We start from the raw sequence: 20,758 nt of genomic DNA on the forward strand, positions 1-20,758 counted from the left end.
CGGCATTCATGGGCACACCACTCCCCGGGCGCCCGGGACTTCACGTCAAAAGCCGACCGCCCACTCTTCCCAATGTTTTTTGGCTTTCGCCGAGCCGGACTGACGCCGTCACCTGTGACCCTCCGGCGATCAGGCCGAGAGAAGGCGAGAGGCAAAAAACACTCACGCGTTGGTTAACAGAGCGTGCGTAAACTTTAACGATTGATCCCGAAGTGGTTTTCTACTTTCGCGGCGGTTGGCTGATTCCGTCGCTTGACAGTGAGCGGAAGCTGTCGCGTCATGGAGGGCCGGCCGATCCGTGAGGCGTTGATCCACGTTTCGCCTCTGTACCTTCAAGGCTCTCGACCGCCAACGACAGCCGACAGGTGCGCAGCTTCCGCGGACCCGATCGGCAACCGCCGACACCTCTCCCCGCGATCTTTCCAAACCACCAAGCAACGACCACGCCACCGGTCTGCGCGCAGCCAACGGAGCCAACACGATGAACGATGACTTCCTGAACGCGATCCTCGATAACCCCATCAAGGCCATCGCAGAATTCTACGCTTCATGCTTGAAGGAAAGCGAACGTGCCAAAGCATACGTCAACGAAGAACTCCATCTCACCACCGAACAAGCAACAGAACAAAAAATTGGATTCGCCGACCGAACACTCGGCAAACAGATCCCACAGCGGCGCATCAAGCGCGGCCGCGAAGTCCGTGACGCGCTCGTCGCCGCCGGCCTCTACAAAGCCAATGGGCGCGAAACCATGCGCGGTCGTGTGGCCGTTCCGGTCGTCAACGACGAAGGCAACATCATCGGCCTGCGAGGCTACAAGATCGACGCACACGCAAGTGGCGAAGATGTCATCATCGTTGGGCAATCGGAAACAACAATCCCCGAACCCGTCGCGGATGCCATCAAGGCTTCCGACAGCAAGCCACAGACAGCCGCGACATCAGTACTCTCGTCGCGTCCTGCTACGACGACCGACAACGAACTGGGCATCGAAGACAACCAAATCATCTTCATCCGCGATGATCGACGCTATCGAATCCGCGGTCTTGAAAAGAATAAGTCGACGCTGACACTCAAAGTCAACCTGATGGCTTCGCGCGACGACCTCGTTCACATGGACACGCTTGATCTTGTGAAGGCGCGCTCACGAACCTCGTTCATCAAGGCTACGGCAACGGAACTCTACACCGATGCCGACATCATCAAAAAGGACATCGGCACGTTGCTGCTCAAACTCGAAGCGTTGCAGTCCGATCGCATCGCGGCGCTGAAACAACCGGCGCGTGCCGAAGTGAAGCTCAGCAACGAAGAGCAACGCGAAGCGTTGGCTCTGCTTCGCTCTCCCAACTTGCTTGAGCGGATCGTCGCCGACATGGATGCTTGCGGGACCGTTGGCGAGTCCACCAACAAGCTCGCCGGTTACCTGGCCGCGACCAGTCGCAAGCTTGCCAAACCACTGGCTATCGTGATTCAATCATCATCCAGTGCCGGCAAGACATCATTGATGGATGCGGTTCTTTCGATGATGCCGATCGAAGACGTCAACCGCTTCAGCGGCATGACCGGCCAGTCGTTGTTTTACCTCGACAGCGACAGCATCCGTCACAAGATCCTCGCCATCGCCGAAGACGAAGGCATCCGCCAAGCCAGCTACGCACTGAAGCTCCTGCAAAGCGAAGGCGAACTGCGGCATGCCACCGTCGGCCGCGGCGAAGACGGACGCAGCCAAACCCAAGAACACCACGTCGAAGGCCCCACGCAGATCTTCCTCACCAAAACCGCCCTCGACATCGACGAAGAACTGATCAATCGATGCCTGATCCTGACCGTCGATGAATCCCGCAACCAAACCGATGCGATTCAAAACATTCAACGCGATGCACGCGCAGCGGTGCTGAGCCAATTAAACGAACTGAAACGATCACTACGCAAGCTGCATCAAAACGCTCAACGACTGATTCGTCCGCTGACGATCGTCAACCCCTACGCGCCGCAACTGACGTTCGCCAACAACAAGACTCGGCTGCGTCGAGACCATGAGAAGTATCTCACGCTGATTGACACCATCGCGCTGTTGCATCAACATCAGCGAGAGGTCAAACACGCGACGCTCAATGAGCGACAAGTCGAGTACATCGAAGTCACCAAGAACGACATCGCCGTTGCCAACGGCATCGCGGGTCTGGTGCTTGGTCGCAGCCTGGATGAACTGGCACCGCAAACACGGAATCTACTCGGCCTGCTCAACGGGTACGTCGGCGAAACCGCAAAAGCCAATTCCGTCCCGCGTGACGCTGTCCGCTTCACGCGCCGCGACATCCGCGAAGCAACGTCCATCGGCAACAGCCAACTGGGCATTCATCTAAATCGCCTCGTCGATCTGGAATATGTCCACGTCCACCGCGGACGCAAAGGCGGACGATACATTTACGAGTTGCTTTACAGCGGAGAAGGCCGCGAAGGCCAGCCGTTCATGACGGGCCTGATCGATCCCGGCAAACTCTCCGAGCCTGCACCTACAACCAAAACCTTCCGGGCTTCGCGATAACCTTCCGGGCTCGGCAGTCAACCTGCCGGGTGGCATCCGGGCTGGTTCCGGTGCCGTCCGGCCCGCTTCCGATTCACGTAACTTGTTGCGACGCAACGACCTAACCGCTCTGGCATCAAAACCGATGTCAAAACCTCGCAAGGCCCCCTCATTGAAAGCCTTGTCATAGCTGCATCGCCGTGATCGGTGATGCCGTCTTCTTCGGCCGGGCGACGTTCGCACGGCCGCTTTCACCCTGATCGAGCACGCCCGGCTACCGGTGCGCGCCGATCACAACCCCCGGATGCAAATCCATGTCAAACCTTCCCACTCCCACCGTCCTACTGTCTCGCTACTTCAATCACCTCAAGATGAACAACTGGTCGGCCACGACCATCTCGCGCCGCGCCTACGTCTTGAACAAGTTCCTCACCTGGTCGTCCGAACGCGGTATCGAGTCCGTCACCGAGATCACCGCCGAGTCACTTGCCGCCTATCGCCGTTGGCTCTATCACTACCGCAACGAACGCACCGACAAGCCGCTCAAGTTCTGCACTCAGGCGAGCTATCTCTCAACGGTTGGTCACTGGCTCGCATGGCTGAGCGAACAAGGTTGGATCGACAGCGATCCATCAACCGGCATCGAACGCCCCAAGGAAGAACAGCGTCTTCCATCATCGCACCTGACGATCGACGAAATCGAAACGCTGTTGAGTTCGGTCGATCTCACCACGCCAACCGGTCTTCGCGACCGTGCGATGTTGGAACTCTTTTATGCCACCGGCATGCGACGCGCCGAGTTGATCGCACTGAAGCTCGACGACATCAACCACGAGTCCGGTCTTGCGATGATCCGTCAAGGTAAAGGCCGCAAGGATCGAGTCGTACCGACCGGCAAGCGAGCCCTTGGATGGCTGATGAAATACCTTCACGATGGTCGCCCCGCACTGCTCGACGACGATACGCAAGTGATCTTCCTAACGTCCCGCGGCAACACGTTTCATCCGGTCACGCTCAGCCAACTCGTCAGAAGCTACTTGACTGCGGCGGGAGTCACGAAGCCCGGCAGTTGCCATATGCTGCGCCATACGACGGCGACGTTGATGCTCGAAGGCGGCGCGGACCTGCGCTCGATCCAAACGCTCTTGGGTCACGAGCAACTCAACACGACCCAGATCTACACGCACGTGTCGATCAAACGCCTGCGAGAAGTCCACGACAAAACCCATCCGGGAGCCAAGGACCGACCACCCCAAAGCGACACCGAATAGCCTGTCCATCAGTTACAATGGCGGGATGCTCTGCAAGCCATCATCCCGTCGTTGCCCCCTTCAACGCCGTCTCGCGCGCCGCCGCGCGGGAGGCGTTAAGTCGTGCGTTGATTCAAAACGAATCCGTAGCTGCAAAACGCTTCGTCAACAAACCTGCCCGCCCGACAAATCACTGACTGAAAACGATGCGCCAACTATCAAGTTGGCGTTTCGCTATCACGGCACCCAACAGTACAGCGTCACCGCCCTGACCGATTCGAGCGGGACGATCAAGGAACGCTACGCGTATGATGCGTACGGCAATTTGTCGATCTTCGATGGTAGCGGAACCGCGCGTACATCAACGGCGGAAGGTAACCGCTATACCTACACGGGCCGCGAGTGGGACGACGTCCTTGACCTCTACCACTATCGGGCGCGGATGTATGATTCTGTAAGTGGGCGGTTTTTGAGTCGTGATCCGATTGGGTATTCAGGTAGCACCTGGAATCTCTTCGAATTGGTTCAATCAAGTCCGCTTGATTCACTTGATCCGTCTGGCCTAGTCCAACTGTGCAGTGAATTACTATGTGCTAAAAAGCGATGCATCGACAAGTCATCGCTATCCGATTCCTCTAAGACTCTTCTGAAGACGCTCGCAGACAATTCTTTTCAGGAGTGCAATAACGAGCTCGCTCCTTATGCCGTGGCAGAAGCTGTCAGGCTAGCGTTGCTTGAGCTAGGGCTTGATCTACAGCCTGACCCGTTTCGCGTGGATGAGGACAAAGCGGGATTAACAATACACCAGATTCTTCAAATCCTGGGGTCCGGTATCAATGCTACGCCATCAGTAACGATATCTGGTTCGCGTGCATGGACGATCAGGCTACCCAGTGGCTGGGAACTGAAGATCTACGAGCAACCAGGTGGGTCTTTTCGTGCAGCAGTCGGGAATCCGACATTCAGCGCTTCGCATGTCGTTGATGCAGCATGTTGGTTGTCGGGAGTCAGCCCCAACGGAGCAAACTCGGAATCCTACGGGGGTTTCGTCGTTCATGACGCAGGCTATGCAAACCAACTCGAGAAGCTGCGGAAGGCGGGATGCGGATGTCTCAACGCAAGCTTGTTTTCTCAATTGCTGGCAAACCCAAATTTTGGTCCAGGCCCGACAATCGCCCCTCGGAACTGACTCAACCGTGACAACGAACCCGTACAAGCCAAGCGACCTTCAGAACATTCTACTTCGTCGCACTTCATGGTTGCGAACAAGTTCCGTACTATCCGTTTATGCAATTGTCGCATCGCTGTTCGCCGCGTTGTACCTTAATCGCCTTGACATTGGACTCAAACTCTTCGTGCGGAACTGCCTGCGAATGCTCTGTGGTCCGTTAGGTGTGCCAATTGACATCACATTCGTACCGCATGCAGGTGTGATTTTTCCGTTTCTGGTCTTTGTCGTTGGTGGATGTTGTCTACTTGGCTTCCTTCTTCGGTTTACGTACTTAGGTCAAGTTTCGATTTTTGTTCACGGTGGATTTGCGTTTGTTTGGTTTGCAGTGGGCTTTATTTCATCACTGGCAATTTAGGACTTTTCAGGGTATCAGCTGTCAGGTACCGAAAAGTGAGACTGGGCAAAACAATGTCAGCGGCTAATGACTGATCAAGCGGCGGACGATTGATGTGATCACAGGACCGAGCCGACTTCCGCCGCAATGGGAGGCAGCTTGGTCTTGCCACAAGACCAGGACGGATAAAAGGGGACGGGGGTTGGATCCCGCAATGCAGCGGCGGACGATTGATGTGATCACAGGACCGAGTCGACTTCCGCCGCAATGGATGGCCCATCCGCTTCACTACCGCTGGCGGTCACGATGACCGCCGGTTGGCTTCGGCACGATGCCGGACCGCGCACTTCGAGTAGAAAAGAACGTCGCAGGAAACATCAAAGGGGACGGGGGTTGAATCCCGCAAATCAGCGGCGGACGATTGATGTGATCACAGGACCGAGCCAACGTCCGCCGCAATCGGAGGCCACTTGGTCTTGCCACAAGACCGACCGAGCACCTGGACGCGCAAAAGAACGCCGAAGGCACGGCGGGTAGGATGCCCGTCGACTGAAACCCGTCGGTGACAGGATGTCAGTCGGAGAACGATGGCAGGAAGCGGGAAGGCAGAGAGGGAGACAAGGAGAGGGGGAGACAAGGAGTGGTAGAGTGATGATGGTTGTGGTGTGAGGTAGCGGGCCATCGTTCGTCGACCGCAGTGAGAGAGGGATCGACCGAGCGGAGCCGACGGCCCGCGGAGGTGGTGACAGCGACCGAAGGATGAGGGTAGCGCCGAGCGCGAGCGAGCAGCACCGACGCCGAGGGCGGAGCCCGATAAGAACAGTGCGAGGCAGGATGCCGAGTTCGTTATCAAGAAGGGCGTAAGTGACCGCGTCCGAGCCCAAGCGAGGTAAGCCGGGAACGAGACACTCGGTCAACCGTCAACCGACAGCTTGTCTGTTCGGCCAAAGCCCTCTGCGAATCACCGACAGGCTCCTCGGCATTCATGGCTATGGATCCAAACCGTTGGTGTCCAGCCTTCAGGCGCCTCTCCACGACGCCTTCGGCGCTCGCACGACCGGACAAAGATCGGCTAAAGCCTAGCCCGGATATTGCATCCGCTGAGTGGTTGACTGTGATTTTGGACTGAGTTACGGCGGCGTTGCCTATTATGGCCGATTTTCGCTGCAATTGATTGGCTTTGGGCAGAGGCCCCCCACCCCCAGAGGACAAAATTGTCGCTGGGTGATGAATCGCGATGCGATGGGGGTAGCTAGTCGCTACGACAAAGACGCGTCAGCACCTGATTGAACAGCGGTTCCCAGGGGCAGTGGCTGCAGAGATGAAAGATCACACGACGGCAAGTCACACGCACGCGTGCTGCAATTTTCAATAGACGCAATCGAATTGTGTCCACGCGTAGACGACTATGTTTCGTTCCACTCAGGCCCAGGCGACGCACCCCATCGAGTAGAACGTAAGCAAATGATGAAAGCATCACGCGGAACTGATTGGCAATAAAACGGGTGCAACTGGTGCGATCAGCGAACAGGCAAAGCTGTTGTTCTTTGATCCGATTCTCCATCTCGCCACGCATGCAGTAGTGCTCTCGATAAAACTTCTCCGGGGCAAAGGCGACAGAACACCATGTTCCTGGAGTCTTAACTTGCAACGGTTGCCTTTTGCCGTTGACCATCGGTCGATGGTAGGTCGTGTCGACAATGCCATCACTTGAGAAACGGTTTGTTACGACGAAGCGAGGATTGGGGCCTTTGCCAGTGTACTCTGCTTTGCCGACCACCCAGCGATGGCGGTCCCAAGTCCTGCCGGTGCGATAGCGAAACCATTTGAAGCAGGCTTGTTTCCCACCCCGGTGTGATCGAAGGATTCTTGCCCGTGTCATTTCGCAAGCAATTTCCTTGACTAAAACCTTATTCTTGGGCAAACCAAAGATGTAGTGGACATCGTTTTTGTCGCACCAACGCATCAGGCGTTCGATCGCAAAGCCTCCGTCACCACGAAGGGTAATTTTGACCTGAGGCCATCGTTTGCGGATCCTTGCGACGAGTAATTTTGTGATCCCGCGTGCGTGGTGTGCATCACCGAGATTGGCCGCACGAAGATAAGAGACGAGAAGTTGGTCGCCGCAAAATACGTACAGCGGTTGGAAGCAGTAACTGTCGTAGTAGGCATTGAAAGCCCTTCTTTCTTGCTCGCCGTGTACCTTGTCGTCCGTTGCGTCTAGATCGAGCGTGATTTCACCAGGCGGGGTGTCGAAGCTGTCAAGGAAAATGTCAACGAGGATCTTGCTGAGCTCGAAGAGTTCTTTTTTGCCGATTCGATTTTCAAATCGCGAATGCGTCGAGGGACTTGCCAGAGTGGGATCTTCATCGTCGTCCGCCCCGGCATTGATTCGAGGGGTCCGTCCGGCGGCGACTTGAAAGGCGGCATCGTTGCGAAGATGCTGTTGATCGTTTGCATCTTCGTATCCTGCAGCGATCGCAAAGATTCGACTGATGAGGATTTCCGCTTGCGAATGCTTGGTGTGAAACGGATCACGTGGGTCGTCGATGGCTTGGTCAATCCGCTCGATCAAATTGAGCTTTTTGTCGACTTCACGAAGCAGGACGAGGCCTCCGTCGGAGGTGAGCGATCCGCCGTTGAAATCCACCTCAACGGCCTGCCTGCGGAGGCGTTTCAATGCGGGACGTTTTCGATTACGCTTTGTCACTGCCGAAAGCCTTGGTTTCGTGTTCTGTGAAGTGTCGTAACTCCAATAGATACACGAACTAAGGCTTTCGCGCTATAGGGGGAATCGTATCAGCGGATGCAATATCCGGGCTAGACACCAACGCCACCGAATCGACCACCCACTCTTCCCCCTACGTTTTTTGGCTTTCGCCGAGCCGGACTGACGCCGTCACCCGTGACCCTCCGGCGATCAGGCCGAGAGAAGGCGAGAGTCAAAAAACACTCACGTGCGATCGTTAACACCAAGTGCGTTGACTTTAACGATTGATGACGAAGTGGTTTTCTACTTTCGCGGCGGTTGGCTGATTCCGTCGCTTGACAGTGAGCGGAAGCTGTCGCGTCATGGAGGGCCGGCCGATCCGTGAGGCGTTGATCCACGTTTCGCCTCTGCACCCTCAAGGCTCTCGACCGCCTACGACAGCCGACAGGTGCGCAGCTTCCGCGGACCCGCTCGGTAAACCACCGACACCTCTCCCCGCGATCTTTCCAAAAACAAGTCACAGAGCAAGAACCGGGCCACCGGTCTGCGCGCATCCAACGGAGCCAACACGATGAACGATGACTTCCTGAACGCGATCCTCGATAACCCGATCAAGGCCATCGCCGATTTCTACGCAGGCTGCCTCAACGAAAACGACCGCGCCAAAGCCTATGTCAATGACGAACTCCATCTCACTGGCGAACAAGCGACCGAACAACAAGTCGGATTCGCCGATCGCACACTTGGCAAGCAGATCCCACAACGCCGCATCAAGCGCGGCCGTGAAGTCCGTGACGCACTCGTCGAAGCCGGCCTCTACAAAGCCAACGGACGCGAAGTAATGCGTGGCCGTGTCACGGTTTCGATCGTCAACGAACAAGGCAACATCATTGGCATTCGAGGTTACAAGATCGATGCGCACGCAAGTGGCCAAGACGTGATCACAGTCGGTCAATCCGAACCCGCCATCAGCCCCGCGACGCAAGTTCCGGTTGCCACGACGGAAGAACCAACCACGAAACAAACGAAGGACACGAAAACGGACGACAGTGACGAACTGATCATCGAAGACAATCAAATCATCTTCATCCGCGATGATCGACGCTATCGCATTCGTGGTCTTGAAAAGAACAAGTCGACGCTGACACTCAAGGTCAACCTGATGGCATCGCGCGATGAACTCGTTCACATGGACACGCTTGATCTTGTGAAGGCACGCTCGCGCACGTCGTTCATCAAGGCTACCGCAACGGAACTCTACACCGATGCCGATACAATCAAAAAAGACATCGGCACGTTACTGCTCAAGCTCGAAGCGTTGCAGTCGGATCGCATCGCGGCGCTGAAACAACCGGCGCGCATCGAAGTCAAGCTCAGCGACGAAGAGCAACGCGAAGCGTTGGCTCTGCTTCGCTCGCCCAACTTGCTCGAACGCATCGTCGCCGACATGGACGCTTGCGGCATCGTCGGCGAATCCACCAACAAGCTCGCCGGCTACCTGGCCGCAACCAGCCGCAAGCTTGCCAAGCCGCTTGCCATTGTGATCCAATCATCATCCAGTGCCGGTAAGACATCACTGATGGATGCCGTTCTCTCGATGATGCCAACCGAAGACGTCAACCGCTTCAGCGGCATGACCGGTCAGTCGCTATTCTATCTCGAAAGCGATTCAATCCGTCACAAGATCCTGGCCATCGCCGAAGACGAAGGCATCCGCCAAGCAAGCTACGCACTGAAGCTGCTTCAAAGCGAAGGCGAACTGCGTCATGCCACCGTCGGCCGCGGCGAAGACGGACGCAGCCAAACCCAAGAACATCACGTCGAAGGCCCGACGCAGATCTTCCTCACCACAACAGCCCTCGACATCGATGAAGAACTGATCAATCGATGCTTGATCTTGACCGTTGATGAATCCGATTCACAGACTGATGCAATCCAGTCGAAGCAACGTGAATCGTTCACGCATGACTTCACCGAACATGGCTACCTTGCCGGTCAGTTGAAACGCCTTCACCAAAACGCGCAGCGGTTGTTGCAGCCCGTCGAAGTGTTCAACCCGTTTGCGACGCAGCTGACGTTCCCCAATCACAAAACACGCATGCGACGCGATCACATCAAGTATCTGACGCTGATCAATACCATCGCGTTCCTGCACCAGCATCAGCGGACGATTCATTCGGCACAACAAGGCGACATCTCGACCGAGTTCATCAACGTCGAGCCCGGTGATATCGCGATCGCCAACGGCATCGCGGGTGAAGTCCTCGGACGCAGTCTGGATGAACTCGCACCGCAGACGCGAAACCTGCTCGGCAGACTGCATGACTTCATCGACTCGAACTCACGATCGATCGGGCTTCCGCGGGACGCATTCCGGTTCACCCGCCGCGATGTCAGGGAAGCGATCCACTGGAGCGATTCGCAAATCCAAAAGCATCTTGGTCGGCTTGTCGATCTGGAATACGTGCTGGTTCACCGTGGTCGCAATGGCCAACGCTACGTCTACGAACTGCTTTACGGTGGGGAGGGCCGCGAAGGCCAACCGTTCCTGATGGGTCTGATCGATCCGGCGAAACTCAAGACACCTGCAACTACAACCAAAACCTCGACCCCCTTGGTCGAAACCTCAACCCCCTGAGCAAGTGAGCTCAACCCCGGCTCTGTCGCCGCTCTGCGGTCGCTTCACTCCACCTCGCACATCCAATAAGTCGTTGCGCCGCAACGACCTAACCGCTCTGGCATCAAAACCGATGCCAAAACCTCGCAAGGCCCCCTCATTGAAAGTCTTGCCATAGCTGCATCGCCGTGATCGGTGATGCCATCTTCTTCGGCCGAGTGACGTTCGCACGGCCGCTTTCACCCTGATCGAGCACGCCCGGCTACCGGTACGCGCCGATCACAACCCCAGGATGCAAATCCATGTCAAACCTTCCTACTCCCACCGTCCTGCTAACTCGTTACTTCAACAACCTGAAGATGAACAACTGGTCGTCAACGACCATCTCGCGCCGCGACTACGTCTTGAACAAGTTCATCACGTGGTCAAGCGAACGCGGTATCGAGTCCGTCACCGAGATCACCGCCGAGTCACTCGCAGCTTATCGCCGCTGGCTCTATCACTACCGCAACGAACGCACCGGCAAGCCGCTCAAGTTCTGCACTCAGGCCAGCTACCTCTCTACGGTTGGTCACTGGCTCGCATGGCTGAGCGAACAAGGCTGGATCGACGGCGATCCATCAACCGGCATCGAACTCCCCAAAGAAGAACAGCGTCTTCCATCATCGCACTTGACCATCGATGAAATCGAAACGCTACTCAGTTCAGTGGATCTCACAACGCCAACCGGCCTTCGCGACCGCGCGCTGTTGGAACTCTTTTATGCCACCGGCATGCGGCGCGCCGAGTTGATCGCGCTGAAGCTCGACGACATCAACCACGAGTCTGGCCTAGCGATGATCCGTCAAGGCAAAGGCCGCAAGGATCGAGTCGTGCCGACCGGCAAGCGAGCCCTTGGATGGCTGATGAAATACCTTCACGATGGTCGCCCCGCACTGCTCGACGAAGACACTGACGTGATCTTCTTGACGTCCCGCGGCAACGCCTTCCATCCGGTCACACTCAGCCAACTCGTCAGAAGCTACTTGACTGCTGCTGGCATCACGAAGCCCGGCAGTTGCCACATGCTCCGCCATACCACGGCGACGTTGATGCTCGAAGGCGGCGCGGACCTGCGCTCGATCCAAACGTTACTCGGTCACGAGCAGCTCAACACCACCCAAATCTACACGCACGTGTCGATCAAACGCCTGCGCGAAGTCCACGACAAAACCCATCCGGGAGCCAAGGACCGCCCACCGCAAAGCGACACCGAATAGCCTGTCCATCAGTTACAATGGCGGGATGCTCTGCAAGCCATCGTCCCGCCGCCAAACCCTTCAACGCCGTCTCGCGCGCCCCCGCGCGGGAGGCGTTAAGTCGTGCGCCGATTCAAAACAATTTCGTAGCTGCAAAACGCTTCGTCAACATATCTGCTCGCCCGACAAATCACTGACTGAAAGCGACAAGTCATCGACCAAGTTCGCGGTTCGCTACGATGGCACCCAACAGTACAGCATCACTGCGCTGACCGATTCAAGCGGGATGATCAAGGAAAGGTGCGCCTACGATGCGTACGGCAATCTCTCAATCTTCGATGCCAGCGGCACGGCTCGGACATCAACGGCCGAAGGTAACCGCTACACCTACACCGGCCGTGAGTGGGACAACGTCCTCGACCTGTACCACTACCGGGCGCGGATGTACGATCCGCTGAGCGGACGCTTCTGTTCCAGAGACCCGATCGGGTATGAGGGCAGCCCTTGGAATTTGTACGAGTATGTGAACGGTCAGCCAACTACGAATGTGGACCCTACCGGAGAAGCAGTACCGATCCTTGTTGTTGGTTGCGTTATAGCCTGCGCAGCAGTTCCAGTATCGTACATTATCGGTGCAATCGGATGTGCCGGCAGCGACGACGGCAATGGGCCAGGTGCGTTTGGTCGCTGTATGAGGATTTTTGCGGAAGGCCTTCAAAGTAACACTTGTGCAAATGTTGTGAGTTTCGGGGCGATCCAAGCCTGCATGGTCTGCATTTTTAAGAAGGTTGCAAAACCCGCCAACCAAACGGGATTAGCTGATGACATTGCGAAGGGTTACGGTAAAAGCCGGGAGGTTTAGAAAAGCAAACTTCGATGCTGTCCAACGCGCTCATCATCCCCTCTCAGACCATCCCCGTTTGTTCAATGAATGCGATAATGGGGTGGTCACCGACCCGGTGGAAGCTTGGTGTTACTTCCTCCGCCGAGCCGACGAAATGACCGCCGCTGAAATTCGACAACGCTTCAGTTCACGCGCCTTCAACGAAGCCGCCGAGGTCCTCGAAATGATCCAACGTACTCCCGGGCAGCGTAGCCAATATGAACTACGCCTCAAAGCACAGCGTGATGAACGTGCCAGAATGCAGTACGCGGTCGACCAGGCTCGTCAAGAGGGCGAAGCAGGTGCTGAAGCACGTGGACGGATTGAACTCCTCCGCGAGCTTCTGGGTTTCGACCAGACATCCATTGCAGATTTATCGACCGCGCAACTTGCCGCACTCGAAGGCGACCTAAAGCGTCAACTTCGCGAGCGTGGAGTGTAGTGCAGCATTTTGAGCTTCAATTCGGCAAATGCAATCCGTTTCCCGTGCTGCCCTTCTACCATCCCCTCGCACCGTCCCTGTGGGTGCAACGGACGGCATCGGATTCAAGGATGCGTGCCTCCGATTTTGAAATCACTTCATAGGTGCAGTGGCGAGCGAAAAAAGTTTCCCTTGCGGATGTAGCTGACTGTCTCGAGGAGCGATGCGGTCACGGCCCATCTGCTAGTCTAAATTGAGCAACAACCGTCAGGCACGTGCTCAACCGCCGCAACTGGAACCTCTATTAAAATGTGCTTCAAATGATTTTCTTTCTGCGTTGGCTCTCATTCTTGTGGCTCGTGTCTGCACTGTCTGTTCAGCAGACAATCGCTCAAAACCCGCCTAACACCCTCAGTGCAACGGAGATCCTTGAACGAGCATGTGCGAAGTATTCCGAATGCAAAATCTACACTGACACCGGCACCATCGTTACCAGATTCAAGGGGAACGACGTTCAAGATCACGCAAGATTTTCAACAAGGTTTCGACGCCCGAATCGTTTTCATTTCGAATTCGAGAGTGACTTCGAGTACGAATTGGTTCAGGATGGCGACAAGGTACAGAGCAAGAACAGCATTGATGATGCCGATCGCAAAGAGAAGAATTTTTCATCAGCACTGTCATCAGCACATGCAATCACGGATGGAAGTGTTAGCCTAATCGCTGGGCTTTTGATGCCCGATGAGGCGGATCGAACGATACGTTTCTAACGTCGAAAATCCAACACAATTGCAACGTGGCCGGATCGACGACAGTGATTGCTATCGGATACGGTTTTCCGGCCGGTCTTCAATCAACACAATTTGGATCGACAAGTCTGACTACGCGATCTTACGAGTAGATAAAACGCTCGCAACAAAAGGGTCAGCAGCAACACACCAAACGCTCTATCGACCGACTTTTGATGCAGAGGATGGAAAAACAGGAGTGGAGTCCCCATGAATCGAAAAACTTGGACATTGCCCCGAGTGGGAACGACCGTCGCGATCGTGTCGCTGGTCGTCGCCGTCATTGCGACCGCGGCGTGGGCGCTCCGACCGGTCAGCCACCTCGCAATCGGCGCGCATCAGACACGCTTCGTCGTCCAATGCGACTTCGACAAATTTCGACAGATCATGGTGCGAAAGAACGCGACGGCGGCCATCGTCGGCCGGTCTGGCATGGAACTGATTGACGTCAAAATTCGGGACCTGCAGGTGGACGCCAGTGCCGACGATCGACCGTTGCTCAACGCGATTCGCGGCAAATCAAAAATGAACCTCGACGCGATCAGACAGATCAGGGTGCGTCTGGACGACCCAGCGATCGACGCGGACGAACTGGCGCTGCGGCAACAGGCCGCGATTGAAGCTGATTCGATGAATGTTGTGACGAAGTCGATTGCGGCGGCCGGCAACCTGGAAAGCTACGAGACAACGCTTGGAGCGCGACCGAGCGACGATGGTACCGAGGTCCAGTTGACCGTCGAAATGAAAGTCCGCGTTGACGTGCCGAAGCTATTCACCAGCCGGGCGGACGCAAGAGTCCAACAGGCCGCCGAAGACGCGATCAACGAACAGGCGCGTTCGATCGAGATGTTCATCGCCGAACATGCCGACGGGTGCATTCCCATTTAGTTGACGCAAAAATCACGTTAATCGTCGGCCGAAAGGAGTTGTTGGTCAGTGGCTTCAACTTTGCAGCTCATTGGACGAGGCTCCCAGTGCCAACTGTCGCTTGCCTGGGTGCGACGGAATTCGGCCAGCTCGCCGATTGATTCATCCCAACGATTAGGAATCAGATGAGCGCGAACTTGAAGCATCTGCTCCGCGTTTTCGCTTTTCCAAAACATTGCATTGCTCTTTAGACGCAAATTGATCACGCGGCGAATGCTGCTTTCGATCGCCCCGCTACCACAAGGGATTCCGCTGCGACGATAGGCAGGGTAACTCAACCGACCCGCTTCACCATGTCGGCAAAGGTAATGGATTTCTGTTTCCAGTTCTGTGGCCGATTTTCCGACGCGTTCTAGGCCGGCGAGCTCATCAACCACTCGCCGCCATTGACCGTTTCGCAGCAGCGTTCGGTACTGACGATAAAGCCCCTGGCGGACGTCTGCGTCGAGCCCAAGCGAAGCAAGCGCTTTGGAAACGTGATGCACCGCATGGCAGCAGTCCAAGACCTGATGCGTGACGACGCTCGTGAGTCCCGCATATTGAATGATGCGATCAATACGATCCCAAATCCAGGGGGCGCCATCGGCGACGAACGTCACGCTATGTGCCTCCGCGGCTCCGAGCCGATGCAGATGCATCGCAACCAATTCGGCGATCGCGTCGGGCCCAGTCAGGGTGCCATCGATCGTCGCTTCATGCTCCTTCACCATCCGCCCCTGCTCGTCGTGAACAAAAATCGTCATCAGTTTAGGCTCCCGCCAGTCCGCTTCAAACGAGCGTGCAGGTTTCTTTGCCGAGCGTCCGGGCGAGTCAGCTTGCCCCTGAGCGACATCATCGCTTGACGCATTGGAAGTCGATGCAGGTAGCATTTTGCCGCGTATTTTCATTCTTCCGCCATCAATTTGCACCGACACTCGTTTCCCGGCCAATTCACCGGTGCTCGCCAACTTGCCCTGCCGAAACAGTTTGAGCCGATGCCGTCGTAGGCGCAATAAGCCGTCGCCAGATTGATAGGCGATCCGTTTGACCGCCTTGATATCAAGTGTGATACCATCGCGAACCAGTTCTCGGTGAGCCACTTCGATCGAAGGACACAATGCCACTTGGCGTGCCACGCGACTCTCCAGCGCGGGCGAGACGCCTTTGCCGAACCCGAATTGAGCAAGCGAAACATGCAAGCCGACGCGGGGCGAATCGTCTCGACCAAGCAACTTTTTCTTAGGGGCACAGTAGAGCGCTGTGGCCCAGAACAGCATGCCGCCGAGCAATCGAACGGCGACCCTAGTCTCGCGCCCTTTCTGAAGCGGTCTTGAGAAGTTGACCCGACTCGATTGGCATGCTTTTTCAAAACCTTTTTCGATCATGGTCGCGGAGATCAGCCCGGCGACGACCATGTCCGCACCGCGGGCAAAGGCATCATGGATGGTTCTTTCCAGCGTTGCGAGTTGCTCGGGATGATCTGAGATCCGTTGTTTCCAGAGCGTAACTTTGGGAACCAACTGAGCGTAAAAGAGCGCGAGCATTTCTTCAGCCGACTCAATCCGCTCACCATTCTCTTGCCCCATGTCTAGTCCTTGCATTGTCGTCGGCATCCTTGCTAGGCGAGTGGAAAATCATCCTTGAATCGCCCAAGATACCGTCAACACCGGATCCAGAAACAGCAGCCAAGCCCCCGACGGGTTGCTAGCAAAAACGTCAACTAAATGGGAATGCACCCCATGCCGACAAACGCTTGATCCTGCCCGAACTCGGAGGCGGGAATTAGCAGATCGACAGGCGAGTGGCATGCACAGCATGCCCTACGCCGCTCGCCGCTGAGTTAGACTGGGTGCTTGCGATCCCCCGAAATCCCCTCGCACTCCGGACCGTTCATGCCCGCTCAACACCCCCGAAGAACGTTCCTCGCTGCCAGTGCCGCAGCGATTGCCGCCCCCGCGATCATCACATCGAAACGATCTGACGCCCAAGACGTCGTCGGCAGCGGTGAGTTCCAGTTTCGATGCCAACACCACTGGCCGCAGCTGCCGGATCAGTACCATTGGCAGATCACGCATAACGTCACCATGGACGGCGACAATCGACTGTATGTGATCCATGAAGGCGACGCCAAGAAATCCGATCATCCCTCGGTCTTTGTGTTCGACGAAGAGGGGCGATTCGTCAAAGCATTCGGCCAGCAATTTCAGGGCGGCGGCCATGGGCTGGATATCCGTGTCGAAGGCGGCACGCCGTTCTTGTACGTCAGCGGGTACCAGCACCTCAAGACGATCGCAAAGCTGACGCTCGATGGTGAAGTGGTTTGGCAAAAGTATGCGCCGATGAAATCGGACCGCTACGCCGACGGTGAAGCCAGTGCCCCGAAAAAGATTTGGGGTCGCGACCGATTCATGCCGACCAATTTTGCTTTTCTGCCCGATGGCGATTTTCTGTTGGCCGACGGATACGGCGCTTACTGCATCCACCACTACGATGCCGATGGGAACTGGAAAGGCCACTTCGGTGGTGCCGGCAAGGGCGAAGGCACTTTCAATCTGCCCCACGGCATCTGGGTCGATGACCGCGACGGCATCGAATCACGCATCGTGGTGGCCGATCGAGCCAATCACACGTTGCAGTTTTTTGACATGGACCACCAGTACCAACAGACCGTCGAGGGTTTCGGATTGCCGGCCAATGTCGACACCCACGGGGACTTGATGCTGGTTCCGGAACTCGTCGCGCGGGTTTCGCTGTTGGATTTGCATTACCAACCGGTGGCAACGATCGGTGACGATCGCGAGCGGATTCTGGCTGACAAAAAGCGATCGATTCGCGCCGACGAGTCGCGTTGGCAGGACGGCAAGTTCATCCACCCGCACGACGCCTGTTTTGATCAGGAAGGCAACATCCACGTCGCCGAATGGGTCGCCACCGGACGCGTCACCAAGCTGACGCGCGTGTGATTCATTTCAACAGGCTGAGCAACACGTCTTTGGCCGTCACCATTCCGACCACCGTGTCGGTTCCTTCGCTGACCAGGACAAAGGAGCATTTGGTCCGTTGAAGGATCGGCAACAGATCGCTGACCGGACGCGACCGGTGCATCACCGCCATCGGGTTGGCCAGCTGGCTCAGATCAAACGCGTCTGATTCGGCCGAGAGGATCTGTTCGACGCCGACCCATCCGATCAAATCGTCGCCGGAATCCTCTGCGACGGGATAGCAGGAATGCGGCGATTGACGAATGCGATCCAAGGTCTCCACCATCGAATGGGAAGCCTTGAGTTCGATCATCGCCTTGCGAGGCCGCATCACGGCACCGATCGTGACGTCCTGGAACGGCGACTCATCGACGGGCTGGAATTCAACGCTCGCACGTTTGCCGGTTTTCCCGGACGCCGGCTCCGCGGATGCGGCGCGTCCCGCCGCATCGTCTTCGGGCGGGCCGAGTTCGAGGTTGCAATTGAAGCAGACCGAGATGCTGCTCGGATAGACCGCCCCGCAATTGCTGCAGTGACGCGTCCGCCCGTCGTCTTCGGGCACGACGGGTTTACCGAAACTGTCAATAATCCGCATCACGCCGGTATCGCTGAGCGACCGGGCCTCGACCGGCGGGGGGCCACTCACCTCGGTGACGACGGCGGCGGTCGATTCGGGCCGATCAAACCGAAAGGTCGCCTGGCAATGCGGGCAGCGGACGTCGCGATGCAACCATCCCACGTCGCCGCGGACACGATGTCCGTTGGGGCACTCGGTCGTCACGTATTCGTTGGACTCGGCGGTCACGACTGGTTCTCATCGGCTGGGAAGAGGTTGCATTTTCAACACCGCATCGATGACGGGTTGCGATTCTGCTGTGTCAATGATCGCAGATGCGGCCGCGTCACGCCAGTTCGTCGACGTGAGGCGGTCCGCAACAGTCTACATCGATGGTGATCTCAGGTTTCGAAACGGCAGGAAACGACCGGATAAAAGTCGTTCCAAGGTGAACGATCCCATGCCCGCCGCGACGGCTTTGAGCAGGTCGCATTTTCGGACGACGGCCACGACCACGCCGTGGCTGGACACCAGGAATTCGTCGACCGATTGGCTGGACAACCACCCCAAGACGTTGCGGGCATCCCACTGTGCATTGACGACCGGCAAGGATTGCTCGGCTGCTGACTGCTGGCGGCTGGCCGGCTGGAGGTGCGATTGCTCCATCGGAAACGGTTGATCGGCCGTCGAATCGATCGGTCGCCAGCCGCGTTGTTCCCATTCCGCCTCACGCTCCACCATCATCGCTTCGCCGCGGCCGGCCAAGAACACGAACCCGGCCAGGATGACCAACATCAGGTTCGCCGACAGCAGCCCGAACAGCGCGAACAGCACAGCCACGACCTGGCCGACGCCGGCCGCAAGCCGCGTCGCGTTACGATAGGGCATGCCCAAGGCCAACAACGCCCGCAGGACTCGACCGCCATCCATCGGAAACGCCGGCAGCATGTTGAAGACCACCAGGGCCACGTTGACCCACGCCAGCTGACCGAGAAACGCCAGCACGCCATCGGCGAAAATCGACGTCGCGGCCAGCAGGGGCAGCGACGCAAATAACGCCGTCGCGATCACGACATTCACCGCCGGACCGGCGATCGCAATCGCCAGTTCCTGCCACGGGCTGCGTGGTATCCGCTGCAAACTGGCGACACCCCCGATCGGAAGCAACGTGATATCGCGCGTGGGAATCCCGAACCGGCGGGCGGTCAGGGAGTGCCCCAGTTCGTGCAACACCACACAGCCGAAGATCGCAAAAACCAGCAACACTGCCACGGTGGCAGCGACCGCGCCGCTTCCCGCCGCCAGGCTGGAGTAGTAAATCCAAATCGGAAGCAGCAAAAACGTCCAGTGAATCCGCACGTCGATGCCAGCAAGCCGTCCCAAATGCCAAGAACCATTCATTCCAATCACTCCCAAAAACGAAGGACAACCACTCACACTGCATTTCCCGTGCCACTCCACGAAGCCGGACTTTCACGCTCGACCGTAGCGGCGCTGCAGAATTCTGTATGATTGAGTCAAGCTCAATGGAAGATGGGCGATCCGGCACGCAGTCCGCCTGATGGTGCCGGCCGAAACCCTTAACGGAGAAGGATTGAAATGAGAATCTTGGTGCCGACCGCCGGCGAAGAAGCGGCCGTTGAAATCGCAGACTATGTGATCCTTGTCGCACGCCAGCTCGATGCCGAGTTGACGGTGTTGCATATTTTGAAAGACGACGAATCGAAGGCCGCCGGTCGAGACTGCTGTGCGGTGTTTCTGCAAGCGGCTCACGACACCGGGGTGTCGGTCACGTCCAGGGTGGCGATGGGTGATGTTGTCGACACCATCATTGCGGCGGCCAAGGACATCCATGCGGACCTCGTCTTGATGGGGGCCAGCAGCGGAACCGTCGTCGAAAACTGGCTCAGCGCCAACGTGATGGATCAATGCGACGTCCCGGTACTGGTGGTTCCCCACTGCTATCGCAGGTTCTAAACCGCCGCGCAAGCGTACTTCAATGGACGGCTTGAGCGGTCGTGCGTTGCCCCCGCCTCGCTTCAGCGTCGCGCAACTCGCGGGCGGCCTGTTTGTTGATGCAGTGAGCCGCGGGCGCGTAAGCGGCCGGCCGCCCTCTCTCTGATCTCAAACCGGTCGCAGCGGTGCAAATGATGCATCACGCGTGATGTCCATAGAGCGGACGACCGTTGCAGACCATCACTCCACATCCCGGTTCAGGTCTCTCGCGACGATGCCGATCAATCAGTAACAGTTCGCTTCGTTCGGCAGGCAGATGCTCAAATCGATTCTTCCCTCCCCCTACTGTCGGTTTGCAGT

15 protein-coding genes are annotated in these 20,758 nt (G+C 57.0%); 11 read left to right on the top strand and 4 right to left on the bottom strand.

Translation table 11 applies throughout. From position 1 onward, the window contains the following. The first annotated feature begins 481 nt into the window (after positions 1 to 481). The 3 genes from Enr13x_RS23505 to Enr13x_RS23515 all read left to right on the top strand — a co-directional run bounded on the left by Enr13x_RS23505 (position 482) and on the right by Enr13x_RS23515 (position 4,966). The gene (locus tag Enr13x_RS23505) at positions 482 to 2,548 is read left to right on the top strand and encodes a hypothetical protein (RefSeq protein WP_145389283.1); all 2,067 of its coding nucleotides are present in this window, start codon (positions 482 to 484) and stop codon (positions 2,546 to 2,548) included. A 293-nt stretch (positions 2,549 to 2,841) separates the two neighbouring features. Beyond that, positions 2,842 to 3,798, top strand: a complete 957-nt coding sequence (locus Enr13x_RS23510; protein ID WP_145389284.1) for a tyrosine-type recombinase/integrase — start codon at positions 2,842 to 2,844, stop codon at positions 3,796 to 3,798. Positions 3,799 to 4,000: 202 nt separating this feature from the next. Continuing rightward, positions 4,001 to 4,966, top strand: a complete 966-nt coding sequence (locus tag Enr13x_RS23515; protein WP_197455308.1) for an RHS repeat domain-containing protein — start codon at positions 4,001 to 4,003, stop codon at positions 4,964 to 4,966. 1,628 nt (positions 4,967 to 6,594) lie between these two features. On the opposite strand, the gene Enr13x_RS23520 is transcribed toward Enr13x_RS23515, so the two are convergent. Further along, on the bottom strand, positions 6,595 to 8,052 hold the full coding sequence (locus tag Enr13x_RS23520) for an IS1380 family transposase (protein WP_197455309.1): 1,458 nt from the start codon (positions 8,050 to 8,052) through the stop codon (positions 6,595 to 6,597). A gap of 571 nt (positions 8,053 to 8,623) precedes the next feature. Between Enr13x_RS23520 and Enr13x_RS23525 the strand changes: the two genes are divergently transcribed. From Enr13x_RS23525 to Enr13x_RS23550, 6 genes are all read left to right on the top strand, one after another. Next, complete coding sequence (locus tag Enr13x_RS23525) at positions 8,624 to 10,690, top strand: hypothetical protein (RefSeq protein WP_145389287.1); 2,067 nt, start codon at positions 8,624 to 8,626, stop codon at positions 10,688 to 10,690. Positions 10,691 to 10,971: 281 nt separating this feature from the next. Continuing rightward, positions 10,972 to 11,928: a tyrosine-type recombinase/integrase gene (locus Enr13x_RS23530; protein ID WP_145389288.1), complete on the top strand. Its 957-nt coding sequence runs from the start codon at positions 10,972 to 10,974 to the stop codon at positions 11,926 to 11,928. A 25-nt stretch (positions 11,929 to 11,953) separates the two neighbouring features. Further along, entirely contained in the window at positions 11,954 to 12,769 is an 816-nt protein-coding gene (locus tag Enr13x_RS23535; RefSeq protein WP_145389289.1) for an RHS repeat domain-containing protein, read from the top strand. Further along, positions 12,729 to 13,232, top strand: coding sequence for an Rpn family recombination-promoting nuclease/putative transposase (locus Enr13x_RS39065; protein ID WP_231743740.1), 504 nt, complete (start codon positions 12,729 to 12,731; stop codon positions 13,230 to 13,232). The genes Enr13x_RS23535 and Enr13x_RS39065 overlap by 41 nt, the downstream gene beginning before the upstream one ends. A 299-nt stretch (positions 13,233 to 13,531) precedes the next feature. Continuing rightward, positions 13,532 to 13,981, top strand: coding sequence for a LolA family protein (locus Enr13x_RS23545; protein ID WP_145389291.1), 450 nt, complete (start codon positions 13,532 to 13,534; stop codon positions 13,979 to 13,981). A 228-nt stretch (positions 13,982 to 14,209) separates the two neighbouring features. Further along, positions 14,210 to 14,887, top strand: a complete 678-nt coding sequence (locus Enr13x_RS23550) for a hypothetical protein (RefSeq protein WP_231743741.1) — start codon at positions 14,210 to 14,212, stop codon at positions 14,885 to 14,887. Positions 14,888 to 14,904: 17 nt separating this feature from the next. On the opposite strand, the gene Enr13x_RS23555 is transcribed toward Enr13x_RS23550, so the two are convergent. Continuing rightward, positions 14,905 to 16,491 (bottom strand): hypothetical protein, encoded by a 1,587-nt coding sequence (locus Enr13x_RS23555; RefSeq protein WP_145385934.1) that lies wholly within the window; start codon positions 16,489 to 16,491, stop codon positions 14,905 to 14,907. Between the two features lie 306 nt (positions 16,492 to 16,797). Between Enr13x_RS23555 and Enr13x_RS23560 the strand changes: the two genes are divergently transcribed. Beyond that, positions 16,798 to 17,868, top strand: a complete 1,071-nt coding sequence (locus tag Enr13x_RS23560) for an NHL repeat-containing protein (protein ID WP_145389292.1) — start codon at positions 16,798 to 16,800, stop codon at positions 17,866 to 17,868. A 1-nt stretch (position 17,869) separates the two neighbouring features. Here Enr13x_RS23560 and Enr13x_RS23565 read toward each other — a convergent pair whose 3' ends face one another. Next, the gene (locus Enr13x_RS23565; protein ID WP_145389293.1) at positions 17,870 to 18,691 is read right to left on the bottom strand and encodes a CBS domain-containing protein; all 822 of its coding nucleotides are present in this window, start codon (positions 18,689 to 18,691) and stop codon (positions 17,870 to 17,872) included. A 135-nt stretch (positions 18,692 to 18,826) separates the two neighbouring features. Further along, positions 18,827 to 19,843, bottom strand: coding sequence for a site-2 protease family protein (locus tag Enr13x_RS23570; RefSeq protein ID WP_145389294.1), 1,017 nt, complete (start codon positions 19,841 to 19,843; stop codon positions 18,827 to 18,829). A gap of 198 nt (positions 19,844 to 20,041) precedes the next feature. On the opposite strand from Enr13x_RS23570, the gene Enr13x_RS23575 reads away from it, so the two are divergent. Continuing rightward, positions 20,042 to 20,419, top strand: a complete 378-nt coding sequence (locus Enr13x_RS23575; protein ID WP_145389295.1) for a universal stress protein — start codon at positions 20,042 to 20,044, stop codon at positions 20,417 to 20,419. Positions 20,420 to 20,758: the final 339 nt, after the last annotated feature.

Origin of the sequence: Stieleria neptunia (genome assembly GCF_007754155.1) — a bacterium.
In the GTDB taxonomy this organism is placed as follows: domain Bacteria; phylum Planctomycetota; class Planctomycetia; order Pirellulales; family Pirellulaceae; genus Stieleria; species Stieleria neptunia.

Coding starts and splice junctions, on each gene's coding strand:
- Enr13x_RS23505 (WP_145389283.1), top strand. CDS start 482: ATGAACGATGACTTCCTGAACGCGATCCTCGATAACCCCATCAAGGCC.
- Enr13x_RS23510 (WP_145389284.1), top strand. CDS start 2,842: ATGTCAAACCTTCCCACTCCCACCGTCCTACTGTCTCGCTACTTCAAT.
- Enr13x_RS23525 (WP_145389287.1), top strand. CDS start 8,624: ATGAACGATGACTTCCTGAACGCGATCCTCGATAACCCGATCAAGGCC.
- Enr13x_RS23530 (WP_145389288.1), top strand. CDS start 10,972: ATGTCAAACCTTCCTACTCCCACCGTCCTGCTAACTCGTTACTTCAAC.
- Enr13x_RS23535 (WP_145389289.1), top strand. CDS start 11,954: ATGCTCTGCAAGCCATCGTCCCGCCGCCAAACCCTTCAACGCCGTCTC.
- Enr13x_RS39065 (WP_231743740.1), top strand. CDS start 12,729: ATGACATTGCGAAGGGTTACGGTAAAAGCCGGGAGGTTTAGAAAAGCA.
- Enr13x_RS23545 (WP_145389291.1), top strand. CDS start 13,532: ATGATTTTCTTTCTGCGTTGGCTCTCATTCTTGTGGCTCGTGTCTGCA.
- Enr13x_RS23550 (WP_231743741.1), top strand. CDS start 14,210: ATGAATCGAAAAACTTGGACATTGCCCCGAGTGGGAACGACCGTCGCG.
- Enr13x_RS23555 (WP_145385934.1), bottom strand. CDS start 16,491: ATGGGGCAAGAGAATGGTGAGCGGATTGAGTCGGCTGAAGAAATGCTC.
- Enr13x_RS23560 (WP_145389292.1), top strand. CDS start 16,798: ATGCCCGCTCAACACCCCCGAAGAACGTTCCTCGCTGCCAGTGCCGCA.
- Enr13x_RS23570 (WP_145389294.1), bottom strand. CDS start 19,843: ATGAATGGTTCTTGGCATTTGGGACGGCTTGCTGGCATCGACGTGCGG.
- Enr13x_RS23575 (WP_145389295.1), top strand. CDS start 20,042: ATGAGAATCTTGGTGCCGACCGCCGGCGAAGAAGCGGCCGTTGAAATC.